The 22,428-nt window shown below is 48.9% G+C and carries 22 protein-coding genes; 9 read left to right on the forward strand and 13 right to left on the reverse strand.

All coding sequences use genetic code 11. The features are described 5' to 3' along the window. Positions 1-86 precede the first annotated feature (86 nt). Both ymdB and IB196_RS08240 read left to right on the forward strand, forming a co-directional pair. Complete coding sequence (gene ymdB / locus IB196_RS08235; protein ID WP_005129111.1) at positions 87-629, forward strand: O-acetyl-ADP-ribose deacetylase; 543 nt, start codon at positions 87-89, stop codon at positions 627-629. Beyond that, entirely contained in the window at positions 565-2,052 is a 1,488-nt protein-coding gene (locus tag IB196_RS08240; RefSeq protein WP_149691499.1) for a phospholipase D family protein, read from the forward strand. The genes ymdB and IB196_RS08240 overlap by 65 nt, the downstream gene beginning before the upstream one ends. 20 nt (positions 2,053-2,072) lie before the next feature. On the opposite strand, the gene mdoC is transcribed toward IB196_RS08240, so the two are convergent. Continuing rightward, positions 2,073-3,233 (reverse strand): glucans biosynthesis protein MdoC, encoded by a 1,161-nt coding sequence (gene mdoC, locus IB196_RS08245; protein ID WP_005129107.1) that lies wholly within the window; start codon positions 3,231-3,233, stop codon positions 2,073-2,075. Positions 3,234-3,504: 271 nt separating this feature from the next. Between mdoC and mdoG the strand changes: the two genes are divergently transcribed. The 3 genes from mdoG (at position 3,505) to IB196_RS08260 (ending at position 7,863) form a co-directional block, all read left to right on the forward strand. Continuing rightward, a complete protein-coding gene (gene mdoG / locus IB196_RS08250; RefSeq protein WP_086523802.1) occupies positions 3,505-5,040 on the forward strand; it encodes a glucans biosynthesis protein MdoG in 1,536 nt (511 codons plus the stop codon). Continuing rightward, positions 5,033-7,561, forward strand: coding sequence for a glucans biosynthesis glucosyltransferase MdoH (gene mdoH, locus IB196_RS08255; RefSeq protein ID WP_040230656.1), 2,529 nt, complete (start codon positions 5,033-5,035; stop codon positions 7,559-7,561). The genes mdoG and mdoH overlap by 8 nt, the downstream gene beginning before the upstream one ends. Before the next feature lie 74 nt (positions 7,562-7,635). Next, positions 7,636-7,863 carry a YceK/YidQ family lipoprotein gene (locus tag IB196_RS08260; protein WP_040230759.1) on the forward strand — a complete coding sequence of 76 codons (228 nt, stop codon included), beginning with the start codon at positions 7,636-7,638 and terminating at the stop codon, positions 7,861-7,863. Here the strand turns inward: IB196_RS08260 and IB196_RS08265 are convergent, their stop codons facing one another. Further along, positions 7,864-8,244, reverse strand: coding sequence for a MysB family protein (locus tag IB196_RS08265; RefSeq protein ID WP_005129101.1), 381 nt, complete (start codon positions 8,242-8,244; stop codon positions 7,864-7,866). 699 nt (positions 8,245-8,943) lie between these two features. On the opposite strand from IB196_RS08265, the gene IB196_RS08270 reads away from it, so the two are divergent. Beyond that, positions 8,944-10,242 carry a sensor domain-containing diguanylate cyclase gene (locus IB196_RS08270; protein ID WP_223240154.1) on the forward strand — a complete coding sequence of 433 codons (1,299 nt, stop codon included), beginning with the start codon at positions 8,944-8,946 and terminating at the stop codon, positions 10,240-10,242. Positions 10,243-10,389: 147 nt separating this feature from the next. Here the strand turns inward: IB196_RS08270 and mdtG are convergent, their stop codons facing one another. Further along, positions 10,390-11,610, reverse strand: coding sequence for a multidrug efflux MFS transporter MdtG (gene mdtG, locus IB196_RS08275; RefSeq protein WP_188232080.1), 1,221 nt, complete (start codon positions 11,608-11,610; stop codon positions 10,390-10,392). 153 nt (positions 11,611-11,763) lie between these two features. Beyond that, positions 11,764-12,684 (reverse strand): Kdo(2)-lipid IV(A) acyltransferase, encoded by a 921-nt coding sequence (locus IB196_RS08280; RefSeq protein WP_005129093.1) that lies wholly within the window; start codon positions 12,682-12,684, stop codon positions 11,764-11,766. 219 nt (positions 12,685-12,903) lie between these two features. On the opposite strand from IB196_RS08280, the gene IB196_RS08285 reads away from it, so the two are divergent. Further along, positions 12,904-13,956: a rhodanese-related sulfurtransferase gene (locus IB196_RS08285; RefSeq protein ID WP_040230660.1), complete on the forward strand. Its 1,053-nt coding sequence runs from the start codon at positions 12,904-12,906 to the stop codon at positions 13,954-13,956. Positions 13,957-14,003: 47 nt separating this feature from the next. On the opposite strand, the gene IB196_RS08290 is transcribed toward IB196_RS08285, so the two are convergent. The 9 genes from IB196_RS08290 to mdtH form a co-directional block, all read right to left on the reverse strand. Continuing rightward, positions 14,004-14,579: a YceI family protein gene (locus IB196_RS08290; protein WP_005129089.1), complete on the reverse strand. Its 576-nt coding sequence runs from the start codon at positions 14,577-14,579 to the stop codon at positions 14,004-14,006. Between the two features lie 2 nt (positions 14,580-14,581). Next, positions 14,582-15,148: a cytochrome b gene (locus IB196_RS08295; RefSeq protein ID WP_188232081.1), complete on the reverse strand. Its 567-nt coding sequence runs from the start codon at positions 15,146-15,148 to the stop codon at positions 14,582-14,584. Between the two features lie 261 nt (positions 15,149-15,409). Then, positions 15,410-15,523, reverse strand: coding sequence for a YceO family protein (locus tag IB196_RS08300; protein WP_003846814.1), 114 nt, complete (start codon positions 15,521-15,523; stop codon positions 15,410-15,412). Between the two features lie 52 nt (positions 15,524-15,575). Then, on the reverse strand, positions 15,576-16,694 hold the full coding sequence (gene solA, locus IB196_RS08305) for an N-methyl-L-tryptophan oxidase (protein ID WP_005129078.1): 1,119 nt from the start codon (positions 16,692-16,694) through the stop codon (positions 15,576-15,578). 254 nt (positions 16,695-16,948) lie between these two features. Further along, on the reverse strand, positions 16,949-17,203 hold the full coding sequence (gene bssS, locus IB196_RS08310; RefSeq protein WP_003036154.1) for a biofilm formation regulator BssS: 255 nt from the start codon (positions 17,201-17,203) through the stop codon (positions 16,949-16,951). A gap of 339 nt (positions 17,204-17,542) precedes the next feature. Continuing rightward, the gene (gene dinI / locus IB196_RS08315) at positions 17,543-17,788 is read right to left on the reverse strand and encodes a DNA damage-inducible protein I (RefSeq protein ID WP_005129073.1); all 246 of its coding nucleotides are present in this window, start codon (positions 17,786-17,788) and stop codon (positions 17,543-17,545) included. Positions 17,789-17,862: 74 nt separating this feature from the next. After that, positions 17,863-18,909, reverse strand: coding sequence for a dihydroorotase (gene pyrC, locus IB196_RS08320; protein WP_040230667.1), 1,047 nt, complete (start codon positions 18,907-18,909; stop codon positions 17,863-17,865). Positions 18,910-19,013: 104 nt separating this feature from the next. Further along, positions 19,014-19,574 carry a lipoprotein gene (locus IB196_RS08325; RefSeq protein ID WP_188232082.1) on the reverse strand — a complete coding sequence of 187 codons (561 nt, stop codon included), beginning with the start codon at positions 19,572-19,574 and terminating at the stop codon, positions 19,014-19,016. Between the two features lie 116 nt (positions 19,575-19,690). Then, positions 19,691-20,899, reverse strand: coding sequence for a multidrug efflux MFS transporter MdtH (gene mdtH / locus IB196_RS08330; protein ID WP_040230669.1), 1,209 nt, complete (start codon positions 20,897-20,899; stop codon positions 19,691-19,693). A 260-nt stretch (positions 20,900-21,159) separates the two neighbouring features. On the opposite strand from mdtH, the gene rimJ reads away from it, so the two are divergent. After that, entirely contained in the window at positions 21,160-21,744 is a 585-nt protein-coding gene (gene rimJ, locus IB196_RS08335; RefSeq protein WP_005129064.1) for a ribosomal protein S5-alanine N-acetyltransferase, read from the forward strand. A gap of 35 nt (positions 21,745-21,779) precedes the next feature. Further along, a complete protein-coding gene (locus IB196_RS08340) occupies positions 21,780-22,427 on the forward strand; it encodes a YceH family protein (protein ID WP_188232083.1) in 648 nt (215 codons plus the stop codon). The last annotated feature ends 1 nt before the right edge of the window (position 22,428 follow it).

Genomic DNA, 22,428 nt, shown 5'->3' on the forward strand with positions numbered 1-22,428 from the left:
GATATGCACCTGTATGGTTAAAAAGTGAGATTTCATAGAAAACCCTGCTGTACACTTAACAGAGAGTGTTTTGTCAGGGGGAACTTATGCAATCGCGTGTTCATGTTTTACAGGGCGACATTACGGCAATCGCCGTTGATGTGATTGTCAATGCGGCCAACTCCTCGTTGCTGGGCGGCGGTGGCGTTGATGGAGCGATTCATCGCGCCGCTGGACCTGCGCTGTTGGAGGCCTGCAAACAGGTATTACAGCAACAGGGCGAATGCCCAACCGGTCATGCGGTTATTACCCTGGCGGGAAATCTCCCCGCCAAAGCGGTGATCCACACTGTTGGGCCCGTCTGGCAGGGCGGCGATCATCATGAAGCAGAACGCCTTGAAGAGGCCTATCGCAATTCATTACAACTGGCACTGGCCAATGGCTATCAATCCATTGCGTTCCCGGCTATTAGCACCGGAGCCTACGGATATCCACGTGCGGCGGCGGCGGAGATAGCGGTGAATACGGTGCTGAAATTTATCACCCGCCGTGCGCTACCTGATCAAATCTACTTCGTGTGTTTTGATGAGGAAAATGCCGGGTTATACAAGAGATTACTCACCCAACAAGGCGATGATAACACGGCCTGATATGACGCGACTTGAGCGTGCCATTACCCCATTGTGCGCAAGCCATCCGAACCAGTGCGGCATTCTGGCACTGGATGACAGTCTGGATGCTTTCGCAGCCCGTTATCGGCTGACAGAAATGGCGGAACGAACGCTGGATGTGCAGTATTACATCTGGGAGAACGACATGTCCGGGCTGCTGCTGTTTTCTGTTCTGCTGGCCGCGGCGAAACGCGGGGTACGGGTTCGCTTGCTGTTGGATGATAACAACACGCCGGGCCTTGATGACACGCTGCGTCTGCTGGATAACCATCCGAATATTGAAGTCCGCCTGTTTAATCCCTTCTCATTTCGCATCCTTCGCGCGTTGGGGTATTTAACCGATTTCGCCCGGCTCAATCGCCGCATGCACAATAAAAGTTATACCGCGGACGGTGTAGTGACGCTGGTTGGCGGGCGTAATATCGGCGATGCCTATTTCGGTGCGGGTGAAGAACCGTTGTTTTCCGATCTTGACGTGATGGCCATCGGTCCGGTGGTGAAAGAGGTTGCGGATGATTTTGAGCGATACTGGCAATGTCAGTCAGTTTCAACGTTACAAAGAGTCCTGGAGTTGTCTGAGCCAGAAACGACTCAACGCATTGAACTGCCTGAATCGTGGTATAACGACGATATTACCCGACGCTATTTGCACAAACTGGAGACCAGCCAGTTTATGACGCATCTTGATCAGGGTTCACTGTCGCTGATTTGGGCCAAAACGCGCCTGCTCAGTGACGATCCGGCAAAAGGAGAGGGGAAAGCGCCGCGTCACTCGCTATTACCGCAACGTTTGTTTGACGTCATGGGCTCACCCACTGAGCGTATTGATATAATTTCCGCTTACTTTGTGCCGACACGTGCCGGAGTCGCACAGCTCCTGCGCCTGGTTCGAAAAGGGGTAAAGATTGCTATTTTAACTAACTCGCTGGCCGCGAATGATGTGGCAATTGTGCATGCAGGATATGCGCGCTGGCGGAAAAAATTGCTGCGCTATGGTGTAGAACTGTATGAGCTAAAACCAACCCGCGATCGCGGTGCGGTGGTACACGATCGCGGGTTGACCGGCAATTCAGGCTCTAGTCTGCATGCGAAAACCTTCAGCATTGATGGCCGCAAAGTTTTCATCGGCTCGCTTAATTTCGATCCGCGCTCAACGTTGCTCAATACGGAAATGGGATTTGTGATTGAGAGTGAAGTTCTGGCGTCATTGATTCATAAACGCTTTATGCAAAGCCAGCGTGATGTGGCCTGGCAATTACGCCTGGACCGCTGGGGCCGGATAAACTGGGTAGATTGTCCTGGCAGCAGTGAGCGGGTAGTGAAAAAAGAACCCGCCACAGGATTCTGGAAGCGGGGTCTGGTGAGGCTGGCCTCTGTATTACCGATTGAATGGCTGCTCTGAACCATGCAATGACAGGCCTGCTATCCGGCAATGGCCTTGTTTTTATCCTGCTTAACGATGGGTTTCCCTGAAAAGAGGAACTTCAGCACCGGTATCCGCAAGTGGATTTCGTACAATATTACCGCAATCCCGACAACAAACAGCAGCCCACAGAGAAAACCCAGCAGATTTGATGTAATGTGAGGTGTGATATAGGCACCGAAAAACAGCGTCAACGGATGATGCACCAGATAGATAAACAGTGATGCATTGACAAAATAGGTGACGCGGGCTGACTGGAAATTCAATAAACGGTGGCCGAGCGAGAAAACGACGTTAACCATCCACAGTCCCATCACCATCGTTATTACGTATTCGGTTTCATACATCCAGGCATCGCCGTTTCCATAGCGTTGATTGAGCAGATAAGCCACAAAAGCGAATGCTGCGCCTAACGTGCAGCTGCGCGAGGGCGTTGTGAACAGTGCTTTCAGCTGCGGATTGATAAACGCCAGCGCGCCGAGCATAAAGAACGGCACATAGAACAGCGTTTGCATGACGATAAAATTAAACATGCCATCGCTGAGAATAGACGGGTAGACGATAAAAATTGTTCTTCTGACGGCGGCGTATCCGACGCCAAGCAACAAAAAGATCAACGTCAGTTTTGTCATCGATATCGTGGAAGTGCTGACGCCATCGGGGCTCGTCAACCGGTGTTTCATTTGGCTAAACACCCACATACTCACGGTTGTTAAAACGACAAGGACGAGTAAAAACCACAGATGAGAAATCAGCTCCCATGCCAGCGCGTTGTATTTATCGTATCCACTAAGAGTATGCCAACTGTCGGCTTTGCCTTTCACATATTGCAGCATGATAAATTGCGGCAGCGTGAGTAGTGGGATGGCGGTCAGCATAGGGATCCCCACGCGTTCAACACGCACTTTCCACCACCGCTTTAAGGGGTAGCGCAAAAACAGCATGTATGAAAAATAACCCGAAATAACAAAGAAGACCTGCATGCGAAATGCATGTATGAAATCGTTAAACAGGGTCAATATCCATGACGGTTCTACGCTGTTCACATGCCAGGTATGCGTGGAGTAGATCAGCGAGATATGGAAGGGAATCCCCAACAACATCAGCCAGGCACGGATGGAATCCAGAAAATATTCACGCGGTGGAGATACAGAGCTCATAGACAGTTACGTATTCTCAGACTTTTCGTCTTATCCCTAAGACGAATTATGGTTACATTCGAAGGCAACCCTACACGAAGTCCAACAACCTGTCTCCAGGATAAGCACTCAAAGTGAAAACAGGCAGGCGAACCTGCTTAAACCATGAGCCAGCATACGAACAATACAGGGATTCAGTTGTCGGAATACCCGATTATCCATTAAAATGGATCGGATCAATATAAGCACACAAAGGGGGAAGTGCTTACTAATTATGAAACATAAACTACAAATGATGAAAATGCGTTGGTTGGGTGCAGCAGTAATGTTAACGCTGTATACATCATCGAGCTGGGCGTTCAGTATTGATGATGTTGCAAAGCAAGCTCAATCCTTAGCCGATAAAGGCTACGAGGCGCCAAAAAGTAACTTGCCCTCCGTTTTCCGCGACATGAAATATGCGGATTATCAGCAGATCCAGTTTAATCGCGACAAAGCATACTGGAGCAATCTCAAGACCCCATTTAAGCTCGAATTCTACCACCAGGGTATGTACTTCGACACGCCGGTCAAGATCAACGAAGTTACCGCGACTGCGGTAAAAAAAATCAAATACAGCCCGGATTATTTTAATTTTGGCGATGTGCAGCACGATAAAGACACCGTAAAAGATCTCGGGTTCGCCGGGTTTAAGGTGCTGTATCCGCTCAACAGCAAAGACAAAAACGATGAAATCGTCAGCATGCTCGGCGCCAGCTATTTCCGCGTACTTGGTGCAGGCCAGGTCTATGGTCTGTCTGCGCGCGGTCTCGCGATAGATACCGCACTGCCTTCTGGTGAAGAGTTTCCCCGCTTCCGTGAGTTTTGGATCGAACGTCCAAAACCGACTGACAAACGTTTAACCATTTATGCCCTGCTTGACTCCCCGCGTGCAACCGGGGCGTATCGCTTTGTGATTATTCCAGGCCGTGACACGGTTGTGGATGTTCAGTCCAAAGTCTATCTGCGCGATAAAGTGGGCAAACTGGGCGTAGCTCCGTTAACCAGTATGTTCCTGTTCGGCCCGAACCAGCCATCTCCGACGACAAATTATCGTCCGGAACTGCACGACTCAAACGGATTGTCTATCCATGCAGGTAACGGCGAGTGGATTTGGCGTCCGCTGAATAACCCGAAACATCTCGCGGTGAGCAGCTTTGCGATGGAAAACCCGCAAGGATTCGGCCTGTTGCAACGTGGACGTCAGTTCTCCCGTTTCGAAGATATCGACGACCGTTATGACCTGCGCCCAAGTGCCTGGATCACGCCAAAAGGCGACTGGGGTAAAGGCAAAATTGAATTAGTTGAGATCCCTACTAACGACGAAACAAACGATAACATCGTTGCCTACTGGACGCCGGATCAACTGCCGGAAGCAGGTAAAGAGATGAACTTTAAGTACACCCTGACGTTTACGCGTGATGAAGATAAGCTTCATGCGCCAGAAAATGCCTGGGTGCAGCAGACTCGCCGTTCCACAGGGGATGTCAAACAATCCAATCTCATTCGTCAGCCTGACGGCACTATCGCGTTTGTGGTGGATTTCACCGGCACCGAAATGAAAAAGCTGCCGCAGGACACCCCGATTACCGCGCAAACCAGCATTGGTGACAACGGTGAAATCGTGGAAAGCACCGTGCGCTACAACCCGGTTACGAAAGGGTGGCGTTTGATGCTGCGCGTGAAAGTGAAAGATGCGAAGAAAACCACTGAAATGCGTGCTGCGTTGGCCAATGCCGATCAGCCGTTGAGTGAAACCTGGAGCTACCAGTTACCTGCCAATGAATAAGACAACTGAGTATATTGACGCAATGCCGCTTTCGGATATCGAAAAAGCGGCACTGCCGAAAACTGACATTCGCGCCGTTCATCAGGCGCTGGATGCCGAGCACCGTACTTACTCGCGCGAAGATGACTCACCGCAGGGGTCTGTAAAAGCTCGCCTTGAGCAAGCCTGGCCAGACTCTCTGGCCAAAGATCAGTTGATAAAGGATGATGAAGGGCGTGACCAGCTGCAGGCAATGCCGAAAGCGACACGTACTTCAATGTTTCCCGATCCCTGGCGTACTAACCCGGTTGGCCGTTTTTGGGATCGCCTGCGCGGGCGCGATGTCACACCGCGTTATCTTTCTCGTTTGACGAAAGAAGAACAAGAAAGTGAGCAGAAATGGCGTACCGTCGGCACGATCCGCCGTTATACGCTGTTGATCTTAACGCTGGCGCAAACGGTCGTAGCGACCTGGTATATGAAAACGATCCTTCCTTATCAGGGATGGGCATTCATTAATCCAGCAGATATGATGGGGCAGAACCTGTGGGTTTCCTTTATGCAGTTGCTGCCTTATGTGCTGCAGACCGGTATCCTCATTCTGTTTGCCGTGCTTTTTTGTTGGGTATCAGCCGGTTTCTGGACCGCGCTGATGGGCTTCCTGCAGTTGCTGATTGGGCGTGACAAGTACAGTATCTCTGCCTCAACGGTAGGGGATGAGCCGCTGAATCCTGAGCACCGCACTGCGCTAATCATGCCTATCTGTAACGAGGACGTTGACCGCGTATTCGCGGGCCTGCGCGCTACGTGGGAGTCGGTTAAAGCCACGGGGAATGCGGAGCATTTCGATGTTTACATTCTGAGTGACAGCTACAATCCCGATATCTGCGTTGCGGAACAAAAGGCGTGGATGGAGCTGATTGCCGAAGTGCAGGGCGAAGGACAGATTTTCTACCGTCGTCGTCGTCGCCGTGTGAAGCGTAAAAGCGGTAACATTGATGACTTCTGCCGCCGCTGGGGCAACCAGTACAGCTATATGGTGGTGCTGGACGCTGATTCCGTGATGAGCGGAGATTGTCTGACCGGTCTGGTACGCCTGATGGAAGCGAACCCGAATGCCGGGATTATCCAGTCTTCGCCAAAAGCGTCCGGTATGGACACCCTGTACGCGCGCTGCCAGCAGTTTGCTACCCGCGTTTATGGTCCGCTGTTTACCGCCGGACTTCACTTCTGGCAGTTGGGTGAGTCGCACTACTGGGGTCATAACGCGATTATTCGTGTGAAACCGTTCATTGAACACTGTGCGCTTGCACCGCTGCCAGGCGAAGGCTCGTTTGCGGGATCGATCCTCTCCCATGACTTCGTGGAAGCGGCATTGATGCGTCGTGCGGGCTGGGGCGTGTGGATTGCTTACGATCTGCCGGGCTCTTATGAAGAGCTGCCACCGAACCTGCTGGATGAGCTCAAGCGTGACCGTCGCTGGTGCCACGGTAACCTGATGAACTTCCGTCTGTTCCTGGTTAAAGGGATGCACCCGGTTCATCGCGCGGTGTTCCTGACCGGTGTGATGTCCTATCTGTCAGCACCGTTATGGTTTATGTTCCTCGCGTTGTCGACCGCATTGCAGGTGGTCCATGCGTTGACGGAACCGCAGTACTTCCTGCAACCACGTCAGTTGTTCCCGGTCTGGCCGCAGTGGCGTCCTGAGCTGGCTATCGCGTTGTTTGCCTCAACGATGGTGCTGTTGTTCCTGCCGAAGCTGCTGAGTATTTTGCTTATCTGGTGCAAAGGCACGAAAGAGTACGGTGGATTTATTCGCGTCACGTTGTCGCTGCTGCTGGAGGTTCTGTTCTCCGTGCTGCTGGCGCCGGTGCGTATGCTGTTCCACACCGTTTTCGTGGTCAGTGCCTTCCTCGGATGGGAAGTGGTGTGGAATTCGCCGCAACGCGATGACGACTCCACTCCGTGGGGTGAGGCGTTTATGCGTCACGGATCTCAGCTGTTGCTGGGCCTGGTGTGGGCAGTAGGGATGGCCTGGCTGGATCTGCGTTTCCTGTTCTGGCTGGCTCCGATTGTCTTTTCACTAATCCTGTCGCCGTTTGTTTCCGTCATTTCCAGTCGTTCAACGGTTGGGTTACGTACCAAACGCTGGAAACTGTTCCTGATCCCGGAAGAGTATTCTCCGCCGAAGGTGCTGGTGGACACGGATAACTATCTGGAGCTGAACCGTAATCGTTCGCTGGATGACGGTTTCATGCACGCTGTGTTTAACCCGTCGTTTAACGCGCTGGCAACGGCAATGGCTACCGCGCGCCATCGTGCGAGTAACGTGCTTGAAATCGCACGTGATCGTCATGTCGAGCAGGCGCTGAATGAAACGCCGGAGAAACTGAATCGCGATCGCCGCCTGGTTCTGTTGAGCGATCCGGTGACTATGGCGCGTTTACATTATCGCGTCTGGAATTCACCAGATAAGTATTCTTCATGGGTTAATTATTATCAGGGGATCTCCCTGAACCCACTGGCGCTCAGGAAAAAATAAGCGTGTGAAACGTAAAAATACCGGCCTGGAGCCGGTATTTTTTTATACTGAATATAAAAGTCATGAGGTATCCAGTGCGAATACTCGCTGTGGGAATGATGGTCTTTCTTCTGAGCGGATGCGGCAGCATTATTAGCCGGACGATCCCCGGACAAGGACACGGAAATCAATACTATCCAGGCGTGCAATGGGATGTCCGGGACTCTGCGTGGCGTTATGTCACCCTCCTGGATCTGCCGTTTTCGCTGGTGTTTGATACGTTGCTATTACCGCTCGATATACACCATGGGCCTTACGAGTAACTATCGTTCATCCCATTCATCGGCTGCGGTCTGGCCTTCTTCTGTGTCAAGGGGAGGCTCCAGTTGAAATTCACCCTCATCCCATTCGTGGAGCGTATTTTCCTCCTGCCATTCCTGACGAATATCAATCTCATCATAGTCGCCATCAAAAACGCTTTGTGCCGCTTCACCGCTCAGCATGGGCAAACATTCGCCTTCGCCATCATCTTCGTCGGCAAAAAACTCAGCTTGCCACATGATATCGCCATCCTGTAGCACGTACTTTTGTACGTTCAGCTGCTGGACACTGGCTTCGTCAGATTCAAGGCCTGAATTCTCAGCCAGAAACTCTTCACGGGCTGCATCAATGGCTTCTTCAAGGGTGGGGTATAAGGCATTCATATTCGCATCCTGATCGCATGGGTGATTGGCTTAATAAAAAGATATAGGTGGTGTGGTGAGAACTGTCAAAGCATTCGTTTATCGCGAAGTTTCAGGTATGCAACGGCTTGAAGCATCGGGTGTTTCTTACCATAACCATACGGTTGTGGTGCTTCCTGGAACAACAAAAAAAACGGGGGAACCCTACCGCCAATACGATTCATGAACAGCAAACCTTAAGTTTTTAAGAATCGGTTGGAGTGTATTAAACTCAAGCCGTTATGACAGGAGCACCATGGGTGAGGATGTTATAGTTTAAACGGGGTGATTAAATAGACTGCAAACCATACTTTATGGCGGGTGAAACAATTATAATTCATACAAAATTTTTTATTTTAACTAGTTGAAATTAAAGGGTAAGTATAAAAATGACGCGTGTGAGTATTACGTCTGAAAGTATCGATGTTTGTTTAAGTTAGATATCCATAAATGATATTGTTAATCATTAAGCATGTGGTGACTATATTATATATATAGCGAAGTATAAGAGAGCATCCATAATATTTAATGAATAATAACATGCGTTATAAATAAGATTGTCATTATTAAAAAATGATAAATTATTAATTTGCAAAAAGTAATGACTTAATATATAAAATGCGAAATAGGATTCTTGTCAGGGCTGTTATGGATAATAGTAATTCAAACAATAGCAGGTTGATGAACTTTTACATTACTTGCTTAGTCAGCTATTTTATTGCTGGCATGTGTCTTTCTCAGTATCAGCTAGAAGTGCAGAGTGTACCTCAAACAACATATTTGATAATCATCGTTGGGTTGTTTTTTCTGTACGGCATAATTTTTCTTTTTATGCTTTTTCAATACCTTTGCAGGAAAGATCTAACATACCTGATGATACTAGGAATGGCATTTCTTAGTAATGATATCTATTTTATAGAAACTATATATATCGTTCAGGATTTAATTAATGATAGCGTTTTGATAGAAAAACGCACAAATGATATCGCTATCTTCTATTATTTTAGGCAAGTTAGTTTTATTGCATTGTTTTTTGTATCATTGAAATCTTATAAAGCGACTTCCACAGTTATTGAGACTAAAGAAAGAGAACCATGTTACATAATTATAGCCTTGTTGATTATGCTGGCAATTGCATCCCTTTCGCATAATTTGTCCAGTTATAACGCTGATGTCACGATTGAAATTACCAGTCTCAAAGCTGACAATAAAACGGTGCACTGGCATATTGGCTATATATATTCACTGATTATTGCATGGGGAATGGTTTTGTTGTATCTGGCAGTGAAAACCAAAATGCATGGTATCTTATGGAAAAGCATCGCGTTACTGTGTTGCTCTGCAATCCTGACGAATGTTCTTCTGTTAAGTCTGGATGAATATAGTATGTATATTTGGTATGTCAGTAGGGGAATCGAAGTTATCAGCACCTTATGTATCATATCTATATTAATGTACAACATGTTCATTATTCTTAAGAGAGAGAAGGATTCAGCAATAAAAGATGCGATGACTAAGATATATAACCGGAAGTTATTCTATAAGGCACTGAAATCATCTTTAGTAAAAGGTGCTGTTTGTATAATGATACTGGATATAGATAAATTCAAACGCATCAATGATACTTATGGCCATCAGGAAGGCGACCGCGTTATAAAAAGCATTGTTGATATTGTCAATAAATCGATCAGAGACTCAGACATTTTTGCGAGAATTGGTGGGGAAGAGTTTGGGATCCTGATTAAGTGTAAAGATAACGCTGAAGTAATGTTTGTTGCGGAAAGAATAAGAAAAAATGTTGAAACTGAAACAGCGGTGCCCAATATATATGGCTTGAAAGAGAAAATGACAATCAGCATCGGTGTATATTGTAGTAAATCTGATGATTATTCTGCTGACAAAGTCGTATCATATGCTGATGCTGCGCTGTATGAAGCGAAAAATTCAGGTAGAAATAAAGTAGTTTACTATAACAGCTAGAATAATATTAAGCGTTATTGAGTGTCATGACGTTTAAAAAAGGTGTGTAGCCAGTACGATCAGAATTGTCACGGAGCTCACTCTGCGTATCCTCCTACATTAATCCAATTGATATGTTGGGGGCCCGTTGAGAATGAATACACCAAATCATCCCAGGATCTGAGATCCCCGGCGGCGGCGCAGACTGTTCCATGAGTAGATCGCGTTAAATAACACAACACCAGCGGTGACGCAGAAGACGGCACGGAAGCCATAATTTGCCGATATAGCAGCTCCCATTAACGGCCCTGTAACGTTGCCGATATCACGAAACGACTGGTTGTAACTAAAAATACGCCCGGCGATTTGGTTGGTTGAGTTATACACCAGCAAGGTCTGTACGGCAGGCAGCAATGCACCATCAGCGGCACCCAGTAAAAAACGCAGCACGCCTAGCTGCCAGGGTGTCTGGACGAATGACATTGGGATCAGCAGCAGTACGGAGATAACCAATGCAACGATCAGGATCTTCTCCGGACCAATCCTGTCACCCAATTTGCCGAGCTTTGGTGCACTGATTAAGGCCGCAACACCGGGTACAGAGGCAATCATCCCACTGATAAACGCGATATTGCCGACATTACCCGCAAGCTCCCGTACATACAGCGTCAGGATTGGCGCAATGGAGCCGGTTGCAACCTGAATTATCAGGGTAGTGACAAACAAGCTCAGCACCAGCTTTGGATTCTTTAACGACGTTACAACTTCGCGAACGTGCAACATCTCTTTCTTGCTCACTGTCTGGAAGTGTTCACGGATAAAAAAGAGTGTCAGAATAAAACAGATCAACAGCACCAGGGCTGTGATGAAAAATACAGGGCGCAGACCATACTGATCGGCAAGTAACCCACCCGCCAGTGGTCCAAGTAAAGCACCGCTGACGCCGCCGGTGGAAAGTGTCCCCAACGCCCAGCCGCTTTTATTGCGTGGCACCTGGGTTGCGATCAGTGCGTTGGCATTAGGAATAAATCCACCGAGCAAACCCAGCAGGGCGCGCAGGATCAAGAATTGCCAGATATTTTGTGCCAGCCCCATCAGCAGCATGACGATGGCCATGCCCAACGCCGAGCGTAACAGCATGATTTTCCGGCCTTTACGATCGGCCAGTCCGCCCCAGAAAGGTGAGGCAATCGCGGAAAACAGGAAGGTGATACTGAATACCAGCCCTGACCACATATTCAGGGCACTGTGACCCGTCACGCCAAGACTCTCGACGTAAAGGGGTAAAAATGGCATGACCAGGCTAAATGCTGCGCCGGTTAAAAAACAGCCCAGCCAGGCAACGGTAAGGTTGCGTTTCCAGTTTATGGGGACATCAGAGGGTGACATAGCGATCCGCAGTGTGATGCGCTGTTTGCGCTATCGAGTAAATATAAATAAGCAGGCTAATTATGCGCCTGGTTGATAGTTGCTGCAATGCGGATAGCAGTTAAACCTAAAAGGGGAGAGAAGTTGTTGCAGCCACAGGACTGCAACAAAGACTCAGTACAGAGACGGGGAACCTTCAGGGCGTGTCTTGAAGCGGCGATGTAACCACATGTATTGCTCGGGGGCCATCATAATGCATTTTTCAACGATTTTATTCATCCAGGCCGCCGTTGTTTCAGCATTGTCCAGCGGTGGTGAACACTCAGGTGGCAGCATGATCAATTGATACCCCTTACCGTCAGGTTTGCGGCGGGGAACAAATGGCACCAGGCAGGCATTCGACATTCGTGACAGCATCCATGTTCCGGACGTCGTCGCAGCCTGTTCAACGGCGAACAAAGGCACAAATACGCTGGCGCGAGGGCCGTAGTCGTGATCCGGCGCGTACCAGACCACTTCACCTTTCTTCAACGCTTTAATCATCCCTTTCAGGTCTTTACGATCGAGCATTGATTTATTGGAGCGCATACGCCCCCAGGTTTGTAGCCAGTCGAGCAGAGGATTGTCGTTAGGACGATACACACCAATTCCCGGCTCTTGTAAGCCAAACTGGCGTGCACCCAACTCGAGGGTCAAAAAGTGCAGACCAACTAACAGGATCCCACGCTTTTGTGCCTGAACGTCCCGGATATGCTCCATTCCGATAACTTCAGTCCAGCGTGATATTCGCCTGTCGGACCAAAACCAGGCCATGCCGGTTTCCATTACGCCCATACCGACAGACTCAAAGTTTTTTACCATCATCTGCTGGCGTTCCTGCTCGCTCATTTGCGGGAAGCACAGTTCCAGATTGCGGGAAACAATCTTTGCCCGACGTTTCATCAAACGTAACGCCAGACGGCCTAATGCGCATCCCAATTTATAGAGCACTGGGTAGGGTAACTGTACGATTAACCAAAGGATGCCAATTCCCAGCCAGGTTAACCAATAACGCGGATGCAGTAGCGCAGCCGAAAACTTGGGTAAATTCGTCATGTCTATCCTGTCTTCTAACGACCAATTCCCTGTATTGTCGCATTTTTTTGCGCGTATCTAAAATTTACGACGGGAGAACGGTGATTAAATCATCAATTGTTGTTGCATTTTTATCGTGAAGTATGAAATGTAGCGTAAAATGTGTGGATGTAAATTGGCGAAGTTTGCTTTATCATGCCGGCCGCTTTTCATTTTTACTGATTGCAGGATACGTACACCATGCCAGTGTTACACAACCGCATTTCGAATGACGCGCTCAAAGCTAAAATGCTGGCGGAATCCGAGCCGCGCACGACGATTTCATTCTATAAATATTTCACCATCGCTGATCCTCAGCAAACGCGTGATGCACTGTATCAACTGTTCACTACGCTGAATGTGTTTGGCCGCGTATATCTTGCACGGGAAGGCATTAACGCACAAATCAGTGTACCGCAAAGTAACGTTGATGCGTTTCGCCAACAGTTATACGCATTTGATCCTGCGTTATCCGGGTTGCGTCTCAATATTGCATTAGATGATGACGGCAAATCTTTCTGGGTTCTGCGCATGAAGGTCCGTGAGCGAATTGTCGCGGATGGCATTGATGATCCTGATTTTGACGCCAGCAACGTGGGTGATTATCTGAAGGCTGCTGAAGTGAATGCCATGCTGGACGATCCGGATGCAGTGTTTATTGATATGCGCAACCACTATGAATATGAAGTAGGTCACTTCGAAAACGCACTGGAGATCCCGGCAGATACCTTCCGCGATCAACTGCCGAAAGCGGTAGAAATGATGCAGGAGCATAAGGATAAAAAAATCGTTATGTATTGTACTGGGGGAATTCGTTGTGAGAAAGCCAGTGCCTGGATGAAACATAACGGGTTTAGCAAAGTCTGGCACATTGAGGGCGGCATTATTGAGTATGCCCGCAAAGCGCGTGAGCAGGGACTGCCTGTGCGTTTTATCGGTAAAAATTTTGTTTTCGATGAACGCATGGGTGAAAGGATCTCTGACGATGTGATTTCGCATTGTCACCAGTGCGGTACCGCATGTGACAGCCATACCAATTGCAAAAACGATGGCTGCCATCTGCTGTTTATACAGTGTCCAGCCTGTGCGCAAAAGTATAAAGGCTGCTGTAGTGAACTGTGTTGTGAAGAGAGTGAACTGCCGGAAGAGGAGCAGCGCCGCCGTCGCGCGGGGCGTGAGAATGGCAATAAGATCTTTAATAAATCGCGTGGTCGTTTAAATACTAAGCTCGGTATTCCCGATCCTGCGCAATAACACGATGCCGGATGGCGGCAAAAGCCTCATCCGGCATCAATAGGATGTTATTTCTGCTGTACGCCTTCCACCGAGATAATTAATTCGACTTCCTGCGAAGCGGGACCAAGATCGGTGGTAATGTTGAAATCCTTCAGCTTTATTTTCCCTTGAGCTTCAAAACCGGCGCGTGTGCCACCCCATGGATCGCCACCCTGGCCCATCAGCTTTGCATCCAGAGTTACCGGTTTGGTGACGCCGTTCAGGGTCAGGTTACCGGTGATATCCAAATCGTTGCCCTCTTTCTTCACGCTGGTGGACGTAAAGGTAGCCTGCGGGAATTTGCTCACATTGAGGAATTCTGCACTACGCAGGTGTTTGTCACGTTCGGCATGATTGGTATCAACACTGTTGGTGTTGATGGTGACATTGACTTTATCGGCAGCCGGGTTTTTCTCGTCAAAGGTAAATGTGCCGTCGAAGTCTTTAAATGTGCCGTACAGCCAGCTGTATCCCAGATGCTGAATGCGGAAATTAACAAAGGCATGCTGTCCTTCTTTGTCAATTTTGTAATCTGCCGCTACGGCCGACCCGGTGGTGAATAACAGAGAGGCGAGGGTAAGTCCCAGCAGGTTTTTTTTCATTTTTAAGCTCCATAGTCAGATGACGATTTTCCCAACATGCGATTAAGGGTATCGTCGTTATCGATAAAGTGATGTTTCAGGGCCATTAACCCATGCAGAAGTGATAAAACCACCACGGCCCACGCGAGCCACAGGTGCACGCTACCGGCGATGTCGGCTTGTACGCCTACGTTGGCAAACGTGGCGGGAACATCGAACCAACCAAATACGCTTATTGCTTTACCGTCTGCGGTAGAGATCAGATAGCCACTGATGCCAATAGAAAAAAGTAGGGTATACAGCGTGAGGTGGCCCAATGCCGCTGCAATACGGGTTAAACGGGAATAGCTTTTCAGCGCGGCAGGGGGAGGGGAAACAACCCGCCAGACAATGCGGACAACCAGTCCCATCATCAGCAACACACCGATACTTTTATGCAGTTCAGGCGCCTGGTGATACCAACCATCGTAATAACTGAGTGTTACCATCCATAAACCCAGAGCAAACATGCCATAGACGGCAATAGCGACCAGCCAGTGTAATGCGGCAGACACCACGCCATAGCGCTGTGGACTATTATTGAATTGCATAAATACACCGTTAGATATTTCAGAAGTGAATGAAAATGGCGCGTAAAAGACATTAATGCAACTAATAAATAACAATGGTGATGATATTTATTTTTATTTCAATAAAATTGATTAATTAAAGGCGCAATCATCAAATCGTTAGTGTGAGTGGACAGGGGGAAGGGCTTGAAAACAAGGAAAGATGAAAGTTATGTTATTCAGTTTATTGCAATGAAATTAAGTAATTATCAGTTTTTGTCAATTAATGTCAGCGCATATAGATTAGAAGAACATAATATATATGACGTCCATAATCGCCAGCAGCGACCATAAAATAATGTAGAGCATGAAATGCTCGCGAATATTATTAACCAGATAGTGAAAGATGCGGCGCATCAATGTTATTCCTGTCATTAAAAATGGCCTCACCAACGAGGCCATTGATCAATTATCGCTTAAAACGGGACAGCCTGAATGGCGTCAGGTCAAAGGCTGACGGTTTACCCTGGGCAAAATCAGCCGCGATTTCGCCCAGTACGGAAGCAAACTTAAAACCGTGTCCGCTGAGTCCGGTAATCACCAGCGTGTTGTCATGGTCTGGCAGCGTATCAATAATGAAGTCTTCATCTGGCGAGTTATCGTAAGTACAGGATGCGCCATGCAGACAACAGCCGATGCCAGGCAAAATAGCGCGCAGGAATGGGAAGGCTTCAGAACCATCGCTGGCGACAGCGGCAAACGGTTTACGTTCCTCAGGTGAATGAATGACCTGTCCGCCGTTATGCCTGCCAATTTTTAACTCGTCATTTTCAGCCGGAAAACCGTAGTATTGATCGCCATTAGGCAGTTCGCCGGTAAATGCCGGGAATTTGTTTTTGACACTGTAGCGCCCGTCAGCCTGATACCATGCGAATACCTTACGCACCGGCTGTATCGGCAGTTCAGGCAATAATGCCTTGACCCAGGTGCCGGCGCTGACGACAACTTTTTTCGCGTGGTAGTCACCATCGGCTGTTGCAACCGTTACGCCATCATTGTGGTGATGAATTGCCGTGACGGGGCATTTAAACAGCTGCGCACAACCAGCCTCTTCAGCCAGGCGGATCCAGGTTTTAATGGCTAGCTCACTGCGTAAAAAACCGGATTCGGCTTCGAACAGCCCGATATAGTTTTCAGGCACGCGAATTTCTGGCCAGCGGGTCATGATGGCAGTTGCATCCAACTGTTCGACATTGAGCTGCCACTGTTTGGCACTTTGCGTCACGGTCGCTAAGAAGGTCGAATCTGCTGGACCCAGGTTGATAACGCCAGAGCGAACAAAAACAGGCTCTTCATTTTGTGCGGAAAGTTCATCCCACAATGTTTGCGCACGTAGCACCAGCGGAACGTATTTTTCACCTTCGCCATACGCATGACGAATTAATCGTGTATCGCCGTGGTGGCTGCCCTGCTGATGTGGTGGCATATGCGTATCGATCATCAGTACCTTCAGACCGGCGCGAGTGGCGTAGTATCCGGCTGCGGCGCCCACGGAACCGCTGCCAATAATGATTAAGTCGTATTTCATCCGCTTCTCTCTGCAATCGCGATAGTATACCTTAAATAATTCGAGTTGCAGGACAAAACGCCCCGGCCGTTTTGAACAGCGCTTGCGCTGGCCCCGAAGGGGCGAGGCCCAGGGATGGGCCGAGTAATAAAGCCAATGCACATGCAACTTGAAGTATGACAGGTATAGCAGAGTAAATAACTGATCCGGAATATTCAACCTGGAAATAAGAAAGGCACCGTGAAGGTGCCTTTTGATGGGGTGATGTATCAGGTTTAATGTCGCTGATACTCATTTACCTGGTAATCGCCTGATTCAATTTTGGCGATTCCGGCTTCTAATATCGAAATAAATTGCCTGGCAACATCAGTGGTTAACCAGAGCGTTTGACCGACTTCAGTCCCATCCGGGTCCGGACGATTCGGGGTCTGGTAGTGCAAACGCAGCATCAGCGCATCGTAGCTATCAACAGTGCTGATGTCCCACCCTACAAGCGGATGAGTCTGAATGACTTCATTATTCTTTTCCATCATGCCCCCTAATTCGTGTTACTAGACAACGGTTTTCGAGGTTCAATGCGTTTTTTTCTGAAGCAACTTCAGTATATCAATAAATAAGGGTATTCATTGAAAATTTAAAGAGGACGGCGCATAAATTTTTTGTTTTCGGTGTTATATGATTAATAAAACAACATGTTATTCATTTTTTTTTAGCATGTTGTGCAATTATTTTGGTGTTTTGATTAAAAGATAATCAAGGTGTTTAATATAAATTATCTGCTAGCGTGGTGAATGCAAGATTGATTTAAAGGACGCATGTGTAAAAAAGCCGGGGCGACCCGGCAAACAAACATCACTGCATATCATTTTTTATTCGTTGATGAACCAGTCATCCGCGCTTTCCCAGGTTTCCTGTAGGATTTCGCTGATGCGTTCTTTGTCCTCTTTTGTTGCGCCAATAACCGACAGATTGTTGGCCGCGGCATAACGAACGGTAACGTTACCTTCGTTATCCGGAAAATGATGATGAATACGGCGGGAGAGTTCATCTGCCAGCGCGTCGATAGCACCGGCAGGTAAAGGTGAAGTTTTGGCAATAGTGACTTCAATACGCATAATAGCCCCCTGTTGTTTATACTGGTTATTTATACAGTTAACTACGCCAGTTGACAACAGTGGGCTACACTTTTTTAGCGTTTTACTGACCAGCGTACCGTTTCACCGCCAAGGAACGGCACCAGCGTATCGTTTTCCAACGCGATGTTCTCCGGGACCTGGTGCTCCACGCGTTCCAGCTCAATAAAGGTCTCATTCACCGGCAAACCATAGAACTGTGGGCCATTGAGTGAGCAGAAGGCCTCGAAATGGTCCAGCGCGTTCATCTCTTCGAACACAGTGGCATAGCTGCCCAGCGCGGTCGGCGCATTAAAGCAGCCCGCACAGCCGCAACTGGACTCTTTACGATGACGCGCATGCGGTGCGGAGTCGGTACCCAGGAATGCACGACTGAATCCGCTGGCAACCAGTTCACGCAGCGCCTGTTGGTGAACGTTACGTTTGAGTATTGGCAGGCAGTACAGATGCGGGCGAATTCCACCGACCAGCATATGGTTGCGGTTAAACATTAAATGCTGCGGTGTGATGGTTGCTGCAAGAAGCTCATTGCCCTCGCGAACGTATTCGGCGGCATCTTTGGTCGTGATATGTTCAAACACCACTTTTAGCGCGGTTAAACGCTGACGCAAGGGATCCATCACCGTTTCGATGAAACGTGCTTCGCGATCGAAAATGTCGATATCAGCGTGCGTCACTTCACCATGCACCAACAGTGGCATCCCCAATTTTTCCATGCGCTCCAGTACCGGCATAATGGCATCGACTGAGGTTACACCATGTGTAGAGTTGGTTGTTGCATTGGCGGGATAAAGTTTCGCGGCGGTGAAGACGCCTTCGTTGAATCCACGCTCAAGTTCATTAGGATCCAGCGTGTCCGTTAAGTAGCAGGTCATTAACGGAGTAAAGCTATGTCCGGCGGGTACAGCGCCCAGAATGCGCTGACGGTACGCAATGGCCGCATCAACTGTCGTGACCGGCGGAGCGAGGTTTGGCATAACAATCGCGCGACCATAAATTTCACTGGTATAAGGCACGACAGTTTTCAACATGTCGCCATCGCGAAGGTGAAGGTGCCAGTCGTCTGGGCGGCGGATCTTTAAAACCTGGGATGGTGCAGTCATCAATATGCTCCGGCTGAGGATAGTCTTTTTTGCCGGAAACAAAGGATAAGCGGAAACGTTTTCGTTTGCACGAAAAAAAGGACGCATTAGCGCCCTGTTGTTTATTAATCGGTGAACGGGATAATGATTTCGCCCGGTTTAACCTCAATCCCTTTCGCCAGTTTTTTCGCCAACGCTTCGCCTTTGCTGCTATCTTCACGCAAAATATAGGCCGGTTGCTGGTTAAAGTAATTGCGCAGCGACTGATTTAAATAAGGCATCAGTGTTTGCAGTACCGACTGCATTTTTTCCGGTGTGACGGTCGCATCGACCACTTCCATTTCTTGCAGATAAATCGCGCCTTTTTCTTTATTGAAGACTGGCAATGCTTTTAACTTCAACTTCATGGTCGCTTTCTGACTACCAAAAAGGGAATTCATATCCAGATTGGCATCGCCTGTCAGAGTCACTTTATTCGGTTCTTCTCGACCAATCTGGCTGGCGAGATTGGTCAGTACGATATGGGCTTCAGCAACGCCAGGCAGACCAATATCTCTCGAGAAGTCGTTATGCTTTGCCAGTGCCTGATTAATCTCTTGCTCGCTAACCGTGTATTGTGTGAGTTGATTACAACCAACCAACAGGCCGCTGACAATCAGTGCAGCAGCAAAAAGAAACTTTTTCATGGGGTTCCTCAACATGATGCTTGTGGCGTAATCGTGACACAAAGCAGCATCCAGCACCAGCGGCCCGGACACCAGCAGAAAAAACTGAAATTGAGTCCGGGACGCCTGGTCAGCTATCAGGCATCAGGTTCCAGCATGCCGCGTGACGGGCGTTTATGGCTAAACTGCCAACCCAGCGCGAGGAAGGTGATAAAGCCGATAATGCCGAGCATCATCCACGGGAGCTCTGGCTGTGACAGTGCTTTACCCATGTCAAACAGCCAGCCGCCACCGATATAACCGATGGCGCCGCCGATGGCTAACCCGAGGCGGCTAAAGCCCATGTAACTGCCCCGTGCGCGCGCATTTGCCAACGACGCGCTCAACGTCTCGCGTGCCGGTTCGGCGATGATAGAACCGATATAGAAGGTGCAAATCAGGGTGAAAAGCTGCTGTAAATTCCCGACCAGACCGATGGGCATCATGCTAAGAGACATGATCAGCAGGCCTGCCATCAGCCGATGTTCAAGACGAAAACGTTTTTCACTCCAGCGGGCGATAGGGTAGAGCAGCGTTAAAGAGAGACACGCTTCGATGGCATACATCCACTTCACGGCGGCTGGCGAACCGGCAATGTCATTAACCATAATCGGCAGCATCAACATAACCTGTACCGCCAGCATGTAATACCCCGCCAGCGTCAGGACATAGGTGACAAATCGTTTGTCATGCATCACATGACTCATGCCTTCGCGCACGGGAATCTTCACGGTGGATAGCTTCCATGCCGGAAGCAGCCATGCGTTAAACGCGGCGCACAGAACGAACAAAATCGCACCTGTGGCGCAGACCAGGCGGAAATCGTACTGTAACAGCCAACTGCCGAGTAATGCGCCAACAACGGCACCGGCACTGTCCTGCATCATCAGAATAGAAAAAAAACGCCCGCGCTTTTCCGGGCGGATCAGTTTGACCACCAGTGCCGAGCGGGGCGGGTCGAATAACGTACCGCCTAAGCCGGAGAGGAAACAGGAGAACCACAATAGCCAGGGTTCGTGCGCAATCCCCATCGTGGCGAATCCGGCGGCACGCATCAGCATGCCGGTCACAATCATCGGTTTGGCACCAAAGCGGTCAGCAATTGCGCCGCCAAAAATCCCCAGACCTTGCTGGATAAATTGGCGCAATCCAAGTGCGATACCGACCATCACGGCGGCCCAGCCCATTTGGTCGACGAAACGGATAGAGATCAGTGGGAAAACGACAAAGAAACCCAGCACGACCAGCATATTATCGATGAGCAGGAAATATTTACCCAGGCTCCTTGCCTGCGAGACTTGCGACATTTCCCCTCCAGGGAAAAAACTCGTCACTCGGTGGAGAGTTTAAAAGATAAGCACCTTCTATTCTGCGGTGTCGTTTGCGCTTTTCCCACCCTTGGCGGGACAATATTTTTTTATCAAAAGTCAGTCTTGATAGAGAGTTTTCATCAAAATGTGTGAATAATTCAAAAAATGGCATTTTGCTCTTTTCACACGGTGTATTTGCACAGGTATAGTAATGCGAATTGCGTATTGAAGACGTTACGGGAAGGAGTAGGTATAGAATGTTTGGCTATCGCAGTAACGTGCCAAAAGTGCGCTTAACCACGGATCGTCTTGTCGTGCGTTTGGTGCATGAGCGTGATGCCTGGCGTCTGGCAGATTATTACGCAGAGAATCGTCATTTCTTAAAGCCCTGGGAACCTATCCGCGATGAAAGCCACTGCTACCCCTCTGGCTGGCAGGCGCGTCTGAGCATGATCTCTGAATTTCATAAACAAGGCACGGCCTGGTATTTCGCGCTGCTCGATCCTGATGAAAAAGAAATTATCGGCGTAGCGAACTTCTCGAACGTGGTGCGCGGATCTTTCCACGCTTGCTATCTCGGTTATTCCATTGCGCAGAAGTGGCAAGGGCAGGGGCTGATGTACGAAGCCCTGACCGCCGCTATTCGTTATGTGCAGCGGACGCAACATATTCACCGCATTATGGCGAACTACATGCCACACAATAAGCGTAGCGGCGATTTGCTGGCGCGACTCGGCTTTGAGAAAGAAGGGTATGCAAAAGACTATCTGCTGATTGATGGACAGTGGCGCGATCATGTGCTGACGGCGTTGACCACATCAGAATGGACCCCCGGTCGCTAAGTTTCAGGCGCACGGCCTGAATAATGGAGAAGACGATGAAATACGAATTAACCGCCACCGAAGCCCGTGTGATTGGCTGCTTATTAGAAAAGCAGGTTACTACACCGGAACAATATCCCCTTTCCGTGAATGGTGTGGTGACCGCGTGTAATCAAAAAACCAACCGTGAACCGGTGATGAATCTATCGGAAGCCGACGTGCAGGATCAGCTTGATAACCTGGTAAAAAGGCATTTTCTGCGTACGGTGAGCGGCTTTGGTAATCGCGTGACCAAATACGAACAGCGGTTCTGTAATTCAGAGTTTGGCGATCTTAAGCTTAGCGCGGGTGAAGTGGCACTGATTACCACGCTGTTACTCCGTGGCGCTCAGACACCGGGTGAATTGCGTAGCCGCGCATCCCGAATGTATGAGTTCAGCGATATGGCGGAAGTGGAGTCGACGCTGGAGAAACTGGCTACCCGGGAAGATGGTCCTTATGTGGTTCGCCTGGCGCGTGAACCTGGGAAACGAGAAAGTCGTTATATGCACCTGTTTTGTGGCGAGGTTGATGAGTTACTCGCCGCGGCAGATGAACCGCAGGCGGCGCCTGGAGATTTGCAGGCGCGTGTTGAAGCGCTGGAAAGCGAAGTGGCAGAGTTGAAACAGCGGCTCGATTCGTTATTGGCACACCTGGGAGACTGAC

It is taken from the genome of Citrobacter sp. C6_1 (assembly GCF_014596835.2).
GTDB classification, from domain to species: domain Bacteria; phylum Pseudomonadota; class Gammaproteobacteria; order Enterobacterales; family Enterobacteriaceae; genus Citrobacter; species Citrobacter pasteurii.

What these genes read in the sequence shown, in the direction of transcription:
- IB196_RS08280 (WP_005129093.1), bottom strand. Translation starts at nt 12,684, where the DNA reads ATGACGAATTTACCCAAGTTTTCGGCTGCGCTACTGCATCCGCGTTAT.
- IB196_RS08300 (WP_003846814.1), bottom strand. Translation starts at nt 15,523, where the DNA reads ATGCGCCGCATCTTTCACTATCTGGTTAATAATATTCGCGAGCATTTC.
- mdoG (WP_086523802.1), top strand. Translation starts at nt 3,505, where the DNA reads ATGATGAAAATGCGTTGGTTGGGTGCAGCAGTAATGTTAACGCTGTAT.
- mdtG (WP_188232080.1), bottom strand. Translation starts at nt 11,610, where the DNA reads ATGTCACCCTCTGATGTCCCCATAAACTGGAAACGCAACCTTACCGTT.
- IB196_RS08265 (WP_005129101.1), bottom strand. Translation starts at nt 8,244, where the DNA reads ATGAATGCCTTATACCCCACCCTTGAAGAAGCCATTGATGCAGCCCGT.
- IB196_RS08340 (WP_188232083.1), top strand. Translation starts at nt 21,780, where the DNA reads ATGAAATACGAATTAACCGCCACCGAAGCCCGTGTGATTGGCTGCTTA.
- mdoC (WP_005129107.1), bottom strand. Translation starts at nt 3,233, where the DNA reads ATGAGCTCTGTATCTCCACCGCGTGAATATTTTCTGGATTCCATCCGT.
- IB196_RS08325 (WP_188232082.1), bottom strand. Translation starts at nt 19,574, where the DNA reads ATGAAAAAGTTTCTTTTTGCTGCTGCACTGATTGTCAGCGGCCTGTTG.
- IB196_RS08285 (WP_040230660.1), top strand. Translation starts at nt 12,904, where the DNA reads ATGCCAGTGTTACACAACCGCATTTCGAATGACGCGCTCAAAGCTAAA.
- IB196_RS08270 (WP_223240154.1), top strand. Translation starts at nt 8,944, where the DNA reads ATGAACTTTTACATTACTTGCTTAGTCAGCTATTTTATTGCTGGCATG.
- ymdB (WP_005129111.1), top strand. Translation starts at nt 87, where the DNA reads ATGCAATCGCGTGTTCATGTTTTACAGGGCGACATTACGGCAATCGCC.
- bssS (WP_003036154.1), bottom strand. Translation starts at nt 17,203, where the DNA reads ATGGAAAAGAATAATGAAGTCATTCAGACTCATCCGCTTGTAGGGTGG.
- IB196_RS08240 (WP_149691499.1), top strand. Translation starts at nt 565, where the DNA reads ATGAGGAAAATGCCGGGTTATACAAGAGATTACTCACCCAACAAGGCG.
- mdtH (WP_040230669.1), bottom strand. Translation starts at nt 20,899, where the DNA reads ATGTCGCAAGTCTCGCAGGCAAGGAGCCTGGGTAAATATTTCCTGCTC.
- solA (WP_005129078.1), bottom strand. Translation starts at nt 16,694, where the DNA reads ATGAAATACGACTTAATCATTATTGGCAGCGGTTCCGTGGGCGCCGCA.
- dinI (WP_005129073.1), bottom strand. Translation starts at nt 17,788, where the DNA reads ATGCGTATTGAAGTCACTATTGCCAAAACTTCACCTTTACCTGCCGGT.
- IB196_RS08290 (WP_005129089.1), bottom strand. Translation starts at nt 14,579, where the DNA reads ATGAAAAAAAACCTGCTGGGACTTACCCTCGCCTCTCTGTTATTCACC.
- mdoH (WP_040230656.1), top strand. Translation starts at nt 5,033, where the DNA reads ATGAATAAGACAACTGAGTATATTGACGCAATGCCGCTTTCGGATATC.
- pyrC (WP_040230667.1), bottom strand. Translation starts at nt 18,909, where the DNA reads ATGACTGCACCATCCCAGGTTTTAAAGATCCGCCGCCCAGACGACTGG.
- rimJ (WP_005129064.1), top strand. Translation starts at nt 21,160, where the DNA reads ATGTTTGGCTATCGCAGTAACGTGCCAAAAGTGCGCTTAACCACGGAT.
- IB196_RS08295 (WP_188232081.1), bottom strand. Translation starts at nt 15,148, where the DNA reads ATGCAATTCAATAATAGTCCACAGCGCTATGGCGTGGTGTCTGCCGCA.